We start from the raw sequence: 14,918 nt of genomic DNA, 5'->3' as shown, positions 1-14,918 counted from the left end.
CTGGAAAAGACGAGCCAATGAAACCGGCCGACGTCTGCATCGCCGTCATGGTCGCGGTGATCTGGGGGCTTGCCTTCGTCGCCAGCCGGATCGCGCTTGACGAATTGCCGCCGGAATTGATGACGGCGCTGCGTTTTGGGATCGCGGCGGTGCCGTGCCTGTTCCTGCGCAAGCCGAAAGTGTCCTGGCCGCTTCTGATCGCGATCAGCCTGAACCTGTTCCTCGGCCAGTTCCTGGCGCAGTCGATCGCCATTGCGCATGGCATGCCGGTCGGCCTCACCAGCGTGATCGTGCAGAGCCAGGCGCTGTTCACGATCGCCTTCGCCGCCATCATTTTCGGCGAATGGCCGAGCCGGATGCAGATGGTCGGCACCGGCATTGCCGCGATCGGCCTCTTGATGATCTCCGGCACCGTCGGCCGTGATTTCAGTGCCGGCGCGTTCGCGATCCTGATGATCTCCCCGATCTGTTTCGCAGTCGGCAATCTCCTGCTGCGGCCCGCGCAGGGTGCGCGCATGTTCGATCTGTTCGCATGGCTGTGCCTCTGCGCCGCCGTTCCCCTGTTCGCGCTGTCGCTGGTCACCCTCGGGGTGAAGCCGACCTGGCAAGCGCTGTCGCAGATGTCGATGGCCGGTATCGCCTGCATGCTGTTCGTCGGCGCCGTCTCAACCAGCATCGCCTATTGGCTGTGGGGTCGGCTCTTGCGCGACTATCCGGCGGCGCAGGTGGTGCCGTTCGCGCTCCTGGTGCCGTTCGTCGGCTCCGCCGCCTCCAGCATCGTGTTCGGCGAACGGTTCGGGCCGCTGCGGCTAGCGGGCATGGCCGCCGTCATCGGCGGCATCGCCATCATGCTGTTCTCGAGAAGTCCGCAACCCCAGACGAAGATCGCATGAGTGGTGTCATGTCGCAGTCGGTTCTGATCGCCTTCGTGATGTTCGCCGTGGTGATGTTCTTCACGCCGGGGCCGAACAACATCATGCTGCTGTCCTCGGGATTGACTTACGGCTTCCGCCGCACGGTGCCGCATATGGCGGGCATCACGGTCGGATTTGCGTTCATGGTCGGCGCCGTCGGGCTTGGCCTTGGCACCGTCTTCATCGCCTATCCCGTGCTGCAGACCATCCTCAAATATATCGGCGTCGCCTATTTGATCTATCTTGCCGCCGCGATCGCGATGGCCGAGCCATCCTCGCCGGAGTCCGGTGACGGAAGCGGCCGCCCGATGACCTTCTGGGGCGCGGCCATGTTCCAATGGGTCAACGCCAAAGGCTGGGTGATGGTGATCGGTACCATCACCGCCTATGCGGCGATTGCCGCATTCCCCTGGAATATCGCGATCCAGGTCGGCTTGAGCCTGATCCTCGGCACCTTGTCCTGCATCGCCTGGGCGCTGTTCGGCACCGCGCTGCGGCCGATCCTGACCTCGCGCCAGGCGGTCCGCGCTTTCAATATCGTGATGGCGATCCTGTTGCTCGCCTCGCTCTACCCGGTCTTCATGGACGCATGATGCCGCAGCGCGCCATGCGAGAACAGGGTTTCCCCTGAGCCGAAAAATGCTCTAGACCACGCCGGAAATTCGCGGGCGCCGGCGGTCTTGATCCACCTGCAAGCCCAAATCCATCGGCCGATGTTCGGCCCCCTCAAGAGGAAACTACGATGCGAGTTTATTACGATCGCGATGCCGACCTGAACCTGATCAAGGGCAAGAAGGTCGCCATCGTCGGCTATGGCAGCCAAGGCCACGCCCATGCGCTCAACCTGAAGGATTCCGGCGTCAAGGAAGTGTCGATCGCGCTGCGTCCGGGCTCGGCCTCGGCCAAGAAGGCTGAGGCTGCCGGCTTCAAGGTGCTGAGCGTTGCGGATGCCGCCAAATGGGCCGACCTCGTGATGATGCTCACCCCCGACGAATTGCAGGGCGACATCTATCGCGAGCACCTGCACGACAACATGAAGAAGGGCGCGGCGCTGGTGTTCGCGCACGGCCTCAACGTCCACTTCAACCTGCTCGACCCGCGTGCCGATCTCGACGTCCTGATGATTGCCCCCAAGGGCCCCGGCCACACCGTGCGCTCCGAATATCAGCGTGGCGGCGGCGTGCCCTGCCTGATCGCGATCGCCAAGGACGTCTCCGGCAACGCGCATGATCTCGGCCTGAGCTACGCCTCCGCGATCGGCGGCGGCCGCGCCGGCATCATCGAGACCACATTCAAAGAGGAATGCGAGACCGATTTGTTCGGCGAGCAGGTGGTGCTCTGCGGCGGCCTGGTCGAGCTGATCAAGGGCGGCTACGAGACGCTGGTCGAAGCCGGCTATGCGCCGGAGATGGCCTATTTCGAGTGCCTGCACGAAGTGAAGCTGATCGTCGACCTGATCTATGAAGGCGGCATCGCCAACATGAACTACTCGATCTCAAACACTGCCGAATACGGCGAATACGTCACTGGTCCGCGCATCGTGACGGCCGAGACCAAGGCCGAGATGAAGCGCGTTCTCGCCGACATCCAGGGCGGCAAGTTCGCCCGCGACTGGATGCTGGAGAACAAGGTCAACCAGACCTCGTTCAAGGCCACCCGCGCCAAGCTCGCCCAGCACCCGATCGAGGAAGTCGGCGCCAAGCTGCGCGACATGATGCCCTGGATCAAGAAGGGCGCGCTGGTCGACAAGACGAAGAACTAAGCGGCGATCAAGAAGTAAGGTGGGCAGAACGCAAGTATGCCCACCTTCAGCACTCCGCTCGTGATGGTGGGCACGCTGTGCTTTGCCCACCCTACGGCTTCTGCGAGTGCTCTGTGCCCTCTCCACGTCATTGCGAGCGCAGCGAAGCAATCCATGCCTCCACAAGCGGTGAGATGGATTGCTTCGCTGCGGTCGCAATGACGGCACTGTTGCGGTTTACGGCGCCGCACGCCCTTCCGCCGGCTTCTCGATCCGGTTGTGGAGCTGCCAGAAGCGCACGGTGCGCTGGGCGGTCTCGATCGACAGACGGCGGAAATCGCGCTGGGCCTGCTCCATGGTTTGCGCCGAGATCGGTTGCGCGGCCGGCCGGTTGCTCAGGATCGTCTCCACCGTCGGCCAGTTCAGCCTGGCTGCGCGGCAGGGGATCAGGATCAGGTCGGAGCGGTGCCCCTCCATCAGCCGCGCGATCATCTCGGGCTCGACGTCGTTGAGCAGGGCGATCGCGACGATCACCTCGTCGAACTTGCCCGCTTCGGCGAACTTGAACACCGCCGCGTCGTCCAGCTCGTTCAGCTCCTTCATCAGCTTGACGAGCTGTTCGGCAATGCCGAAGCCGCGTCGCACCGCAGGCTCCTCGCGCGCGATCTCGTCGAGCACCTCGCGGATCTCCTCCTGCAGCGCCGGCGGTGCGATCGAGAGCAGGCGGGCGCGCACGGCATCCTTGGCGCGGTGCAAGAGCTCGCGCAGGAACTTGGTCGGAAGATCGATGCGCAGTCCCAGGATTTCGACCAGCTCGTCGTCGCTTTCCGCGCGCGCGACGATGCCGGAATAGCCGGCCTCCGAGAAGCGCGCGCCGGCATTGTTGGCGAGCCGGCGGATCACGCGCACCTCGCCGCGATCGACGATCACGTCGGTGACCTCCTCGGGGAGGCTCGCGCGGCCGGAGATCGCAAGCAGGTGGTCCTGCCCCTTGGTGCTGGCAACCTCGACCAGGGTCTCCGTCGAGACGCGGATCGAATGCGCCAGCACTTCGCCGGCGACCTCGATCTTGTCGTCCTTTGCCAGGTGCTGGATGACCTCGAACGGCGCGTAGTCGATCGGCGCGAGGCGCTTGCTGAGCTCGGCTTTGGCCCGGCTCTCGACGCGCGTGATCAGGAGGCACAGGACGTCGTCGAACACCTTGACCTGTTCGTCGCTCAAGCGTTCGCCGTCGTGCAGGAAGAGATCGGTCACCCGCCGAAGGGTCTTGATCCGCTTCGCCGACGAGCCGTCTCTCACGGCTTCCTCGAGTTCGGCGATGATCGAGTGGGCCGGCTGTTGCGCCATCATTGGAATTGTTCTTGTTGCAGGTTCTCTGGTTGGTCCGGAAGATGGCAAGCGCGGTCTTACGCCTGCGTTAAGCTGGAACCCGATCGTCGGCTGTGCTCGCGGAGAAGGTTAGCAAGACGTAACCAATTCAACTCAAGATCGCCGGATCGTGCCAGCCGCTCGGCTGGATCAAGCATGCAGCGTTTTCTTCACGCGAAGCCGGCATCCACTTCGCTCGAAAACGCTGTAGATGTCCCCGGGAACATCAGGGGAGACCAGGTCATGAGATCGGTCGTGATCACCGGCGTGTCTACCGGCATCGGCTGGGCGACGGCCAGGTTTCTGCTCGACCGCGGCTTCCGCGTGTTCGGCAGCGTGCGCAAGCAGGCCGATGCCGACCGGCTCACAGCCGAGTTCGGGGCCAATTTCACGCCGTTGATCTTCGACGTCACCGATGAGGCTGCGGTATTTGCTTCCGCGCGCCAGGTTCGCGACGCGCTGAATGGCGAGACGCTTGCGGGCCTCGTCAACAATGCCGGCATTGCCGCCGGCGAAGATCGCTGAGACCATCTTCAATGCGCTGACGGCGCCGAACCCAAAGGTGCGTTACCAGATCGCGCCGGATCGGATGCAGCATATCGTGGCGTCAATCCTGCCGAAGCGTACGCTCGACCGGATCATCGCCAAGCGCCTCGGCCTCATGCCATCAACGTGAGCATGCTGGCGACATGCCCTTGCCGCATTCGCCCGTCACGAGAGTTTGCATGTCCACCATCGGCAAGACCCCTGCGGAACTGACCGCAATCGCCAATGATGCGCTGCGCAGCCAGCCCGGCTGCGAGACAGCGCAGGTTGTCGCCGTCTCCACTCGGCCGCATGCGAGTGCGGGCCGCAATTGGGAAATTCCGAACGTCGTCCTCGGCGACAGCCTGATCAGCGACGTCGACCGCGCCGTCATCACCGTGCATCACCAGCTCGGCCGCAGATTCCATCTCGTGGGGGGCGAGTGAACTCCCGGAGGGGACATCAGCCAGCAGACTACCCCCGCTCAATCGGTCGAAAATGCCCCCAAAGCTGCCTAACCGACGAGTCGGCTCTCCGAGCTAGTTTGGGCAGCCATGCTTGGCGGATAGCCATCGCCGCACCGGATTAGGTTGCACTCACGACAGCTGGTTGCTTGGCAAGGTCTGGCGCGGCGGGAAGGCTGAACTCAAAAATCGCGCCGCGAGGCACATTGGCCTTCGCCGATAATCGGCCCCCATGCGCTTCGATGATCGAGCGACAAATCGACAGTCCCAGTCCGAGACCGCCGGGCTTCGTCGTGTAGAAGGCGTCGAAAAGCTGATTGAGAGTCGCTGGTGCCAGCCCTGGTCCCGTATCTCGCACCTCGACGAGAACGACGTCACGTTCCGTTTGCCGGGTGCTGATGAGCAACTCTCTCGCGTCCTCGCTGGTAGCATTCATAGCTTCGACTGCATTCATCACCAGATTCAGCATCACTTGTTGGAGTTGCACCCGGTCGCCTTCCAACGGTGGTGTGCCTTCTGCTAGAAACGTGTGCACCGAAATGCCATTCTTCATCGTTTCGCCGCGAACGAGCTCAATGACCTCGCGGACTGCATCATTGATGTTCAGGAGTTGCTTCCTCGGTTGCGCTTTTTTGATCATGTCCCGGATCCGGTCGACGACATCGCGCGCCCGCATACCATCGCTAACGATATAACCGAACGTCTGCCAGGCTTTTTCCAGATTTGGCGGTTGAGCGCCCAGCCAGCTCAGTCCGGCCTGCGCGTTGGTCACCATCGCGGCGACCGGTTGCTTCACTTCATGGGCGATAGAAGCTGCGAGTTGGCCCATGGTGGCGACGCGATTGGCGTGCGCCAACTCTGTCTGCATCTCGCGGTATTTCTGTTCACTTTGTCGCGCTTCTGCTTCGGCCTGCTTGCGCTCGGTCAGATCGAGTACGAAAGCGACGCCATGGCCTCGTTGTTCGTCGAACGCGGCCGAGCCAATCAGTATCGGCACTCGGCTGCCGTCCTTGCGGAAATACTCCCTCTCGTACGGTTGGACCGTTCCGGTCTTCTTTAGCTCGGTCACCGCCCGCTCATCGCGGTCGCGCCATTCCGGTGGCGTGAGGTCCGCCCAGCGAACGCTACCCGCGACGAAATCCTCCTGGTCGTATCCCACCATCTGTAGGAATGCGTCGTTGGCCTCCACAATGCGACCTTCAAGATCAAAAATGAAGATGCCAATGATGTTGGCGTCGACCAGACGCCGTACCTTCGCTTCGCGTTGTGCGAGATCGCGGTTGGCGTGCGCAAGCGCCAGCGCGCGTTGCTTCTCGGCTTCGAGCAGGCGTACGTTTTCGATCGCGATCGCCGCCTGGTCGGCGAACGTCTCGAGAAGCGCGATCTGGTTGTCGGAGAATGGTCGGACCTCCCATCGCCGGAACAGAATTACTCCAATGGGGGTGCGCTCGCGCAGCAACGGTGTTCCGAGCGTGGTGCGATGGCCCTGGCGTTTTGCGTCACTGCTGCCCAACGGGTACTCGCTATCCTCGGCGGCGAGATCGTGGACATGGACCGACCGCCGATCGCATACAGCTCGTCCTATCACCCTGTCGCGATTTGCGGGAAATCCCCCACGGGCTTGAATATGCACCGGAAGTTCTCCGTATGAAGCCACCAAGCGGAGAACGTTGTTATCCAGGCGATAGATCTCGGCATTATTCGAGTCGCACAGGCGTGCGGCATGTTCGGCCACCGCGTCCAGCACCGACTGAAGCGGCGAATCCGAGATGATGCGCAGCATCTCGGAGGTGGCAGTTTGCTGCTTCGTAGCCTCGACTAGGCGCTCCCGCGCGTTAGCGATCTCCTGTTTGCATGTTTTAAGCTGTCGTTCGAGATCGGCGCGGCTTTTGCTAGCTCGACCAGCGCGCGCCTTCGCGCCGGTCGAATGAAGCTTGCGACCTCGCGTTCGACTCTTTGCCCAGTTGCGCACCAAGATCACCTCCCGTGCCAGACGCCGTCCAATGCTGGTCGTCGCAGCCGGGGACGGGCCTGCGCTGAGAATATCAGATAGCCCAGAGTGCGCATCACCATATATGACTGCCTTCGACAAACGGTGTCACCGCCCTTCTGGTGGCGCAGGTAAGAAGGCCAGCCCTCAGGGCCATGTCGCCTTCCGGCCCATCGCGTCATTTCGCTGTTGCGCAGCAACTGCGTCGCGTTTAGTGGCAAGCGGACATTAGCTTCGTTGCGTCACGCTTTATGAGCGTGGTTTAGGCTATCGGGCCTCGATGGCGCGCGGCGTCCGCCTCGATGCCATCGCGATCATTCGCAAGCCGAACACCGCCATGAGCGGGATCAGGAACAGCGCATAAAGCGGCATCTCCGGAATCCGCTTGCCGAATGAGACCGTGAACTGCACCAGAAGATAATAGCCGCCGACCAGGTGCAGCGTCCGCCAGGCGCGTGCGCCGAGTGCAGCCGCGGTGCGGTCGAATGAGGTTGCCGTCATCGCGATGATGAAGGCGTAAGCGATGCCGCCGAAGATGTAGGACGCGGCCGAGGTCGCAGCCGCATAGCCGGCTGGGTCCATCAGCGCGAAGCAGCCGATCGCTGCAGCATGGATGGCGTGTGATGCCGCGAAGCTGACGCCGAGTGCACGGCGGTTGCGGCGCTGCCAGCGCGTCCAGGCGTTCGGCCAGAACTGCGCCAGCGCGGACGCCGAGAAGGCAAGGCAGAACAACAACAGCGAAGTCCGCGCCGTGAAGCGGATCACCATCCTGACGCCGTCGACCTCGAACTGTCGCATGCCAGCGATCCAGAGGCTGAGCGCGACCAGGATCGATGTGAGGATGGCGAACAGCCGCCACCCTTCGAACCACCGTGGCCCCATCGGCATGTTTCGCCTCCCTGCTGTTGTTTAATGTAATCACTGGTTACATTGCCTCCCGAGAGGTGATCAATCCGTGTAATCACCGCTTACATTCACGAGCCGGTGATGTTAGGGAAAGACATGCGTCGCGCCACGAAATCCTCAGCCGCAAAGCCGCGCCGCCGCAATCCGTCCGCGGCCGTCGCGAAGCCCTATCACCACGGCGACCTCCGGCACGCCCTGGTCGACGCCGCGCTGCAATTGGTGGACGAGGGCGGGCCGGACGCCGTCAGCGTTCGCGAGGCGGCGCGCCGCGCCGGGGTCTCGCCGGGCGCTCCGTTCCGTCATTTCCCGAGCCGCGACGCGCTGATGAACGCGGTGGCGGAAGAGGCGCAGCGGCGTTTCCGAGCCGAGATCCAGGCGGCGCCGGATACTGCTTCGGCCGGCGACCCCTTGGCGCGGTTTCGCGCGCTCGGATTGGCCTATGTGCGCTGGGCGATGAAGAACCCAGCCCATTTCGAGATCATCTCCAGCCGCCGCTTTTTTGATCATGATCGGTCGGGCGGGGTTTCGCGCGACAATGCCGAGCTGATTGCGCTGACTGAACGGACGCTGGCGGAAGCCTTTGTCCAAGGCCAGCTCCGCGCGTCCGACCTGCAGCAGGTTCAGATCGCCGGCCGCGCGCTGGTCTATGGCTTTGCCCGCATGAACATCGATGGTCATTTTCCGCGCTGGGGCGTCGCGGATGACGATGCCGAACGTACCGCGGAGGCGATCATCGATCTCTTCATCGACGGGATCGCGAAGCGCTGAGCGGCGCGGCGTCACGCCCGCCGCCGCAAATTCATTTGCGCGTTCATGACAGTTACATTACGGTTTTGTGACGCGACGCGGGTTCCGGCTGCGTCGTCCGCCTCCTGGTCACCTCCAGCCAAGGCGAACTACCGCGCCGGGGAATGTTGCGTCGTCACCATGGCGCCCGCGCCAAATCAAGGCTCTTCGATTGCTGCGATCGCGGGCGGCCTGGCCGCGATCGGCATCTGGCGGCTGCTCGCCGTCGCTGCGCCACAGATGGCGGCGCTCGGGATCATGGTGCAGACCGAGACCGATTTCGGCTCGCGACTCTGCTTCCTGTTGTCCTGGGGCATCCTGAACTTCTTCTTCATCGCGCTGCTGCGGCGGCCGGCGCTATCGGGGGCGCTGTCGCTGACGCTGGTGGTGGCGCTGGTGCTGCTCTCGCGGTTCAAGCACGAAGTCGTGCAGATGACTGCGAACTTCGTCGACCTGATGGTGGTCGACCACGACACCGCGTCCTTCCTGCTGACAATCTTTCCGAACCTGCGCTGGTCGTTGATCGGCGCAGGCGCCGTCACGCTGCCCTTGATGTATGCGCTGTGGTGGCTCGATCCGTTCCGCGTCCGACGCCTGCCGGCGCTGGCCTGCAAATTGGCGTGCCTTGCCGCACTGGCAGGATATGCCGTCACCTGGCCGGACGAGGATTGGCGCGGCTATTACGACGACGGCTATCTCTCGAAATTCGCCCGCTCCGCCGTCACGGCGGCTTCCGATTTCATCAACTATGGCTTCATGGAGTCGGACGCGGTCGCGAGCGAGCACCTCAAGATTCCGCTGGTGGACTCCTGCCATCCGGCCGGCCGCCGGCCGAACATCATCCTGATCCACGATGAATCGAGCTTCGATATCCGCGCGGCCGAAGGCGTCAAGGTGCCGCCGGGCTACGGCGCGCAGTTCAGGTCCTATGACGGCGTCGAGCGAAAATTCCTGGCCGAGAGCAATGGCGGGCCGAGCTGGTTCACCGAATACAATGTGCTCGCCGGGCTCTCCTCGCGCTCCTTCGGCCGTTTCGCCTATTTCGTCACCCGCATCGCCTCCGGCCGCGTCGAGCGCGGGCTGCCGCTTGCGCTCCGCCGCTGCGGCTACAACACGCTTTCGCTCTATCCGGCGTTCGGCGCGTTCATGAGCGCGCGCAGCTTCCAGGCCACGACCGGCATCCAGCGCTTCTACGATGCGCGCGATCTCCGCGCCAAGGATGTCGAGCCCGACCGCTTTTTCTACGACAAGGCGCTGCGGCTGATGGCCGAGCAGCCGCCCGGCGCGCCGCAGTTCACCTTCGTCTATCTCGCCGCCAACCATTTCCCGTGGAAGACGCCGTTGCGCCCCGACCTGACGCCGTCCTGGCGCCCGCTCGGCAACGCGCCCGTCATCGATGAATATCTGCGCCGGCAGGCGATGAGCGCGACTGACTACGCCGCCTTTGTCGCGGGACTGAAGAAAAAGTTTCCGGCGCAGCCGTTCCTGATCGTTCGATACGGCGATCACCAGCCGGAATTCGCGCCGCATCTTCTCGACCCGAGCCTCGATGCGGCCGGCATCGGCAAGAAGCTCGAGACGTATGACCCGCGCTATTTCGCGACCTATTACGCGATCGACGCCATCAATTTCGAACCGGTGAAATCAGCGGCCGTGATGGACACGATCGATGCGGCCTATCTGCCGCTGGTGATCCAGGAAGCCGCCGGCATTCCGCTCGATCCCTCGTTCGAGGAGCAGAAGCACATCATGCTCCGCTGCAACGGCCTGTTCTATGCCTGCAAGGACGGCGCCGAGGCCCGCCGCTTCAACCGCCTCCTGATCGACGCGGGTGTGATCAAGGGGCTATGAGAGTCCAGCGTGGAGCGGCGTAGGATGGGTAGAGCGAAGCGAAACCCATCAGCTTCTCGACAAGCCGCCCGAATGATGGGTTTCGCTTCGCTCTACCCATCCTACAGATCCTCACTTCCCCCCGATCCGCTCCCACAGCCAGCGCGCGACGGCGTCCGGCGAGGACGAGCCATCATTGCCGGCGGCGCGCAGATTCGCTTCCCGCATCGTCGCGATGTCGATCCGCCCGAGCAATGGCTGCAATGCCGCGCGCAGCTTCGCATCATCCTTGCGCTTCGAAGCCAGCAGCATCACCGCATCATAGGGCGGGATCGCGTGTTTGGGATCGCCGAGCACCGTGAGATCATATTTCGCGATCAGCCCGTCGCTGGTATAGCCCGCGATCACATCGACCTCGCCGGAGGCGACGGCGGCATACATGAAGTCCGGCTGCATCTGTCGTTGCGTGCGGAACGACAATCCATAGGCCCGCTTGATGCCGGCCCATTCCGGCCGCGAGAAGAATTCGTAATCGCCGGCGATCGACAGTGACGGCGCAAGCGCGGCGAGATCGGCGATGGTATGGATGCCGAGCGCTTCCGCGCGCTGCTTCGGCATGATGAGGGCGTAGGCGTTCGCAAAGCCGAGATCGCCGAGCAAGGTGATGTCCTGTTTCGCCAGGATCGACTTCAAGTCGGCGAGCAGCTCTTCGCGCGGCCGGATGTCGGTGTGGTGGAACTGGTTGGCCCATAGCGTGCCGGAATAGTCGACATAGACGTCGATATCGCCGGCTTTCAGCGCATCGAAGATCACGCTGGAGCCGAGGCCTGCGCGCGTGGTCGCGGAAAGCCCGTCCGCGTTCAGCCGCTGCGCGATCAGGGCTGCCAGCACATATTGCTCGGTAAAGGTCTTCGCGCCGACGACATAGCTCGATGCCGAGCGCGCCATCGCAGGCACCAGCGTCGCTGCGACCAGCGCCGCGATGCCGACGCCGCCGAGCGCGGCACGCAGCCGGCTGCGGTGGCGCAGGCCGTTCTCGATCAGCGCCAGCAGCTGGTCGACGGCGAGCGCGAGCGCGGCGGCGGCGAGGCAGCCGAACACGACGAACACCCAGTTCTGGGTCTGCAGTCCCGCAAAGATATAATTGCCGAGGCTGGTCTGCCCGATCGGCGTCGACAGCGTCGCGGTGCCGATCACCCACACCGCCGCGGTGCGGATGCCCGCCATCATCACTGGCAGTGCCAGCGGCAGCTCCACCATGAACAGCGATTGCCGTTCCGTCATGCCGACGCCCTGCGCTGCCTCCGTCAGCGCCGGGTCGACGCCCGACAGGCCAGTGATGGTGTTGCGGAGCACCGGCAGCATCGAATAGAGCGCGAGCGCCAGCACCGCCGGCAGAAATCCGAAGGCGGAGAAATCGAAGCCGAACCAGGATAGCGTCAGCGCCGCGAGCACCAGTAGCAGCGGATAGAACAGCGCCAGCAGCGCCAGCCCCGGCACGGTCTGCACGATAGAGGCAAAGCCGAGCAGCGCGCCGCGCAGCACCGGCCGGTTGCGTGCGAGGATCGCCAGCGGCAGGCTGACGATCAGCCCGAGCGCGAGCGCGGCGAGGCTTACGCGCACATGGTTGCCGAGATAATCGGGCAGATGCGCGAGCGCTTCGCTCCAGCGCGGATCGGAAAACAGGTTCATGTGGCGCCGTCCCGCGGCAGCAATTTGCCGAGCCTTTCCGCCTGCCGCCGCGGCGTGTGCAGAAGTTTTTCGACGTAAGGATCGTTGCTTTCGGAAAGCTCCGCTGGGGTGCCCTGCGCCAGCAGCCTGCCTTCGTGCATGACAGCGACGCGGTCGGCGAGCAGCAGCGCTTCCGTCATGTCATGGGTGATCATGATCGTGGTCAATTTGAGCCTGCGATGCAATTCGCGGAAATCATCGCCAAGCGCGTCGCGGGTGAGGGGGTCGAGCGCCCCGAACGGCTCGTCCATCAGCACGATGCGGGGCCGTGCGGCCAGCGCCCGCGCGACGCCGACGCGCTGCCGCTGCCCGCCGGAGAGCTCGCTCGGCAGCCGCTCCCGATATTGCCCGCCGTCGAGTTGCACCAGTTCGAGCAGTTCGTCGATGCGTGCTGCGATCTCCGCCGCCGGCCAGCCGAGCAGCTTCGGTGTGATGCCGATATTGGCGCCGACGGAAAGATGCGGAAACAGCCCGCCGCTCTGGAAGACATAGCCAATGCGCCGCCGCAAGCGGATCGGATCGACATTGCGCACGTCCTCGCCTTCGACCGTGACGCTGCCGCGGTCGGCCTCGATCAGCCGGTTGGCGAGCCGCAGCAAGGTGGTCTTGCCCGAGCCGGAGCCGCCGACGATGGCAAGGAACTCGCCCTCGGCGACCTCGAGTGAGACGTCGTCGACCGCGACCACGCCGCCATTGGCGAAGGTCTTGCCGACCTTGGTGTAGGCAATGAGTGGTCCGTTGGACAATGCCGTTCAAACCTCGCGCTGCGCCCTGCCTTAAGAGATCACAGATCAACTAGCATGTCGCGATGCTGCGTTGAACTTGTCCGCACGAGAGGCTAAGGCATCCTCCCGAACAGGGAGGGAACGTGGTGGACACGGCCAGGCCAACAGCGGTGGCGCTTGACGATGCGACGGTGGCGTTTCGTCTCGCCGATGCCCGCGTATATACCGCGGTCGAGAAGGCGCGCCTTGCGGTCGCCCATGGCGAATTCGTCGCGATAGTCGGTCCCACCGGCTGCGGCAAGTCGACCTTGCTGAACGTGGCCGCCGGCCTGCTCAAGCCGGCCGCGGGCGCGGTTAGGATCTTCGACCAGCCGCTCACAGGATTGAACCGCGACGCCGGCTACCTGTTCCAGGCCGATGCGCTATTCCCCTGGAAGACCGCGATCGACAATGTCGCGATCGGGCTCGAGATCAAGGGCACGCCGCGGGCGAAGGCGCTGGAACAGGCGCAGGCCTGGCTGACCTCGGTCGGGCTTGGCGCATTCGCAAACCGCTATCCGCACATGCTCTCGGGCGGCCAGCGCAAGCGCGTCGGCCTTGCGCAGGTGCTGATCCGCGATCCAAAGATCCTCCTGATGGACGAGCCGTTCGGCCCGCTCGATGCCCAGACCCGGCAGGTGATGGGCAATCTGCTGCTCGAACTCTGGACTGCCGACCGCAAGGCGGTGCTGTTCGTCACCCATGACCTGGAGGAGGCGATCGCGCTCGCCGACCGGGTCGTCATCATGTCGGCCGGCCCTTCCTCGCGCATCATCGGCGACTGGCGCGTGGAACTGCCGCGCCCGCGCGACATCTTCGAGGTGCGGTTGGACAAGCAGTTTCACGAACTGCATCGCGAAATCTGGGGCGTGCTGAAGGAAGAGGTGATGAAGGGTTACGCGCAATCATCGCAAGCCGCGGGAGCCGAGTGATGTCCCGCGCTGCGCTCTTGCTCTGCCAGGTCCTGGTCGCCGTCGTCGCGCTGGCGCTGTGGCAGGTCTTTACCACAGTCCCGCTGTTCGGCCGCATCCTGCTGCCGCCGTTCTTCTTCTCCAATCCCATCGACGTCTTCGACCAGATCGTCAAATGGTTCTCGACCGGCGTGATCTGGAAGCATCTTGCGATCACGCTGTGGGAATCGATCCTCGCTTTCGTGATCGGCTCGTCCCTCGGCGTTCTGGTCGGCTTCTGGTTCGCGCGCCAGCCGCGCGTCGCGGCCGTGTTCGATCCTTACGTGAAGATGACGAACGCGCTGCCGCGCGTCGTGCTGGCGCCGATCTTCGCGCTATGGTTCGGCCTCGGCATCTGGTCCAAGGTCGCGCTCGGCGTCACCCTCGTCTTCTTCATCGTGTTCTTCAACGTCTATCAGGGCGTCAAGGAAGTGAGCACGACCGTGCTCGACAATGGCCGCATGCTCGGCATGAGCGAGCGGCAATTGATGCGGCATGTCTATTGGCCCTCGGCGCTGTCGTGGATGTTCTCCTCGCTGCATACGTCCGTCGGCTTTGCGGTGGTCGGCGCCGTCGTCGGCGAATATCTCGGCGCCGCCGCCGGCCTCGGCTATCTGATCCAGCAGGCCGAGGGCGTGTTCGACGTCGCCGGCGTCTTCGCGGGCATGTTCGTGCTGTCGGCTTTCGTGATCCTGATCGACATGGCCGTGACGCTGGTCGAACGACGCCTGCTGGTCTGGCGACCGATGGCGGCGCGCGAAGCGTAGGGTGGGGCAATCGCCGCGGGGCCCCCCGCGAGTTGCCCCCACCGAGTTTGTGGGGCCGGCGCGGCTTTGCCCCCCCCCCGGGCCCCCGTTGTCCAATTAGGGGGGGGCTTCTCCAACCCCCCCCGGTGCGGGATTTTTGTGCCCACCGTACCTCGGACCTAAATATTTTACAATTGTGGCCC

At 63.9% G+C, this 14,918-nt stretch carries 14 protein-coding genes and 1 pseudogene; 10 read left to right on the top strand and 5 right to left on the bottom strand.

The genetic code is table 11. The annotated features are described in order from the left end of the window. Positions 1 to 17: 17 nt before the first annotated feature. The 3 genes from ACZIRK_RS38905 (at position 18) to ilvC (ending at position 2,676) form a co-directional block, all read left to right on the top strand. Positions 18 to 893, top strand: a complete 876-nt coding sequence (locus tag ACZIRK_RS38905; RefSeq protein ID WP_474419299.1) for an EamA family transporter — start codon at positions 18 to 20, stop codon at positions 891 to 893. A gap of 8 nt (positions 894 to 901) precedes the next feature. Further along, positions 902 to 1,507 carry a LysE family translocator gene (locus ACZIRK_RS38900; RefSeq protein ID WP_208828394.1) on the top strand — a complete coding sequence of 202 codons (606 nt, stop codon included), beginning with the start codon at positions 902 to 904 and terminating at the stop codon, positions 1,505 to 1,507. A gap of 149 nt (positions 1,508 to 1,656) precedes the next feature. Continuing rightward, complete coding sequence (gene ilvC, locus ACZIRK_RS38895) at positions 1,657 to 2,676, top strand: ketol-acid reductoisomerase (RefSeq protein WP_028161808.1); 1,020 nt, start codon at positions 1,657 to 1,659, stop codon at positions 2,674 to 2,676. Between the two features lie 216 nt (positions 2,677 to 2,892). Here ilvC and ACZIRK_RS38890 read toward each other — a convergent pair whose 3' ends face one another. Continuing rightward, entirely contained in the window at positions 2,893 to 4,005 is a 1,113-nt protein-coding gene (locus ACZIRK_RS38890) for a DUF2336 domain-containing protein (protein ID WP_245474853.1), read from the bottom strand. A gap of 261 nt (positions 4,006 to 4,266) precedes the next feature. Here ACZIRK_RS38890 and ACZIRK_RS38885 point away from each other — a divergent pair. From ACZIRK_RS38885 to ACZIRK_RS38875, 3 genes and pseudogenes are all read left to right on the top strand, one after another. After that, positions 4,267 to 4,530, top strand: a pseudogene (locus ACZIRK_RS38885) (SDR family oxidoreductase); the annotation flags it as partial. Beyond that, on the top strand, positions 4,517 to 4,699 hold the full coding sequence (locus ACZIRK_RS38880; RefSeq protein WP_474419298.1) for a hypothetical protein: 183 nt from the start codon (positions 4,517 to 4,519) through the stop codon (positions 4,697 to 4,699). The pseudogene ACZIRK_RS38885 and the gene ACZIRK_RS38880, both read left to right, overlap by 14 nt. A gap of 49 nt (positions 4,700 to 4,748) precedes the next feature. Further along, positions 4,749 to 4,994, top strand: coding sequence for a hypothetical protein (locus ACZIRK_RS38875; RefSeq protein ID WP_474419297.1), 246 nt, complete (start codon positions 4,749 to 4,751; stop codon positions 4,992 to 4,994). Between the two features lie 139 nt (positions 4,995 to 5,133). On the opposite strand, the gene ACZIRK_RS38870 is transcribed toward ACZIRK_RS38875, so the two are convergent. Then, positions 5,134 to 6,984 carry an ATP-binding protein gene (locus tag ACZIRK_RS38870; protein ID WP_474419309.1) on the bottom strand — a complete coding sequence of 617 codons (1,851 nt, stop codon included), beginning with the start codon at positions 6,982 to 6,984 and terminating at the stop codon, positions 5,134 to 5,136. Between the two features lie 285 nt (positions 6,985 to 7,269). Next, positions 7,270 to 7,890, bottom strand: a complete 621-nt coding sequence (locus tag ACZIRK_RS38865) for a hypothetical protein (RefSeq protein ID WP_474419296.1) — start codon at positions 7,888 to 7,890, stop codon at positions 7,270 to 7,272. A 99-nt stretch (positions 7,891 to 7,989) separates the two neighbouring features. Here ACZIRK_RS38865 and ACZIRK_RS38860 point away from each other — a divergent pair, with 99 nt between their 5' ends. Then, positions 7,990 to 8,676: a TetR/AcrR family transcriptional regulator gene (locus ACZIRK_RS38860; RefSeq protein ID WP_474419295.1), complete on the top strand. Its 687-nt coding sequence runs from the start codon at positions 7,990 to 7,992 to the stop codon at positions 8,674 to 8,676. Positions 8,677 to 8,835: 159 nt separating this feature from the next. Continuing rightward, entirely contained in the window at positions 8,836 to 10,545 is a 1,710-nt protein-coding gene (locus ACZIRK_RS38855; RefSeq protein WP_474419308.1) for a sulfatase-like hydrolase/transferase, read from the top strand. A 111-nt stretch (positions 10,546 to 10,656) separates the two neighbouring features. On the opposite strand, the gene ACZIRK_RS38850 is transcribed toward ACZIRK_RS38855, so the two are convergent. Together ACZIRK_RS38850 and ACZIRK_RS38845 are read right to left on the bottom strand one after the other, a co-directional pair. Next, positions 10,657 to 12,216 (bottom strand): ABC transporter permease/substrate-binding protein, encoded by a 1,560-nt coding sequence (locus ACZIRK_RS38850; RefSeq protein ID WP_474419294.1) that lies wholly within the window; start codon positions 12,214 to 12,216, stop codon positions 10,657 to 10,659. After that, positions 12,213 to 13,001, bottom strand: a complete 789-nt coding sequence (locus ACZIRK_RS38845) for an ATP-binding cassette domain-containing protein (RefSeq protein ID WP_474419293.1) — start codon at positions 12,999 to 13,001, stop codon at positions 12,213 to 12,215. The genes ACZIRK_RS38850 and ACZIRK_RS38845 overlap by 4 nt, the downstream gene beginning before the upstream one ends. Positions 13,002 to 13,126: 125 nt before the next feature. On the opposite strand from ACZIRK_RS38845, the gene ACZIRK_RS38840 reads away from it, so the two are divergent. Continuing rightward, positions 13,127 to 13,951: an ABC transporter ATP-binding protein gene (locus tag ACZIRK_RS38840; protein ID WP_474419292.1), complete on the top strand. Its 825-nt coding sequence runs from the start codon at positions 13,127 to 13,129 to the stop codon at positions 13,949 to 13,951. Next, positions 13,951 to 14,736, top strand: a complete 786-nt coding sequence (locus ACZIRK_RS38835) for an ABC transporter permease (RefSeq protein WP_456642491.1) — start codon at positions 13,951 to 13,953, stop codon at positions 14,734 to 14,736. The genes ACZIRK_RS38840 and ACZIRK_RS38835 overlap by 1 nt, the downstream gene beginning before the upstream one ends. The last annotated feature ends 182 nt before the right edge of the window (positions 14,737 to 14,918 follow it).

It is taken from the genome of Bradyrhizobium sp. Leo114, from assembly GCF_055229415.2.
This window is presented reverse-complemented; position numbering and strand designations above follow the sequence as displayed.

Coding starts and splice junctions, on each gene's coding strand:
- ACZIRK_RS38905 (WP_474419299.1), top strand. CDS start 18: ATGAAACCGGCCGACGTCTGCATCGCCGTCATGGTCGCGGTGATCTGG.
- ACZIRK_RS38900 (WP_208828394.1), top strand. CDS start 902: ATGTCGCAGTCGGTTCTGATCGCCTTCGTGATGTTCGCCGTGGTGATG.
- ilvC (WP_028161808.1), top strand. CDS start 1,657: ATGCGAGTTTATTACGATCGCGATGCCGACCTGAACCTGATCAAGGGC.
- ACZIRK_RS38890 (WP_245474853.1), bottom strand. CDS start 4,005: ATGATGGCGCAACAGCCGGCCCACTCGATCATCGCCGAACTCGAGGAA.
- ACZIRK_RS38880 (WP_474419298.1), top strand. CDS start 4,517: ATGCCGGCATTGCCGCCGGCGAAGATCGCTGAGACCATCTTCAATGCG.
- ACZIRK_RS38875 (WP_474419297.1), top strand. CDS start 4,749: ATGTCCACCATCGGCAAGACCCCTGCGGAACTGACCGCAATCGCCAAT.
- ACZIRK_RS38865 (WP_474419296.1), bottom strand. CDS start 7,890: ATGCCGATGGGGCCACGGTGGTTCGAAGGGTGGCGGCTGTTCGCCATC.
- ACZIRK_RS38860 (WP_474419295.1), top strand. CDS start 7,990: ATGTTAGGGAAAGACATGCGTCGCGCCACGAAATCCTCAGCCGCAAAG.
- ACZIRK_RS38855 (WP_474419308.1), top strand. CDS start 8,836: ATGGCGCCCGCGCCAAATCAAGGCTCTTCGATTGCTGCGATCGCGGGC.
- ACZIRK_RS38850 (WP_474419294.1), bottom strand. CDS start 12,216: ATGAACCTGTTTTCCGATCCGCGCTGGAGCGAAGCGCTCGCGCATCTG.
- ACZIRK_RS38835 (WP_456642491.1), top strand. CDS start 13,951: ATGTCCCGCGCTGCGCTCTTGCTCTGCCAGGTCCTGGTCGCCGTCGTC.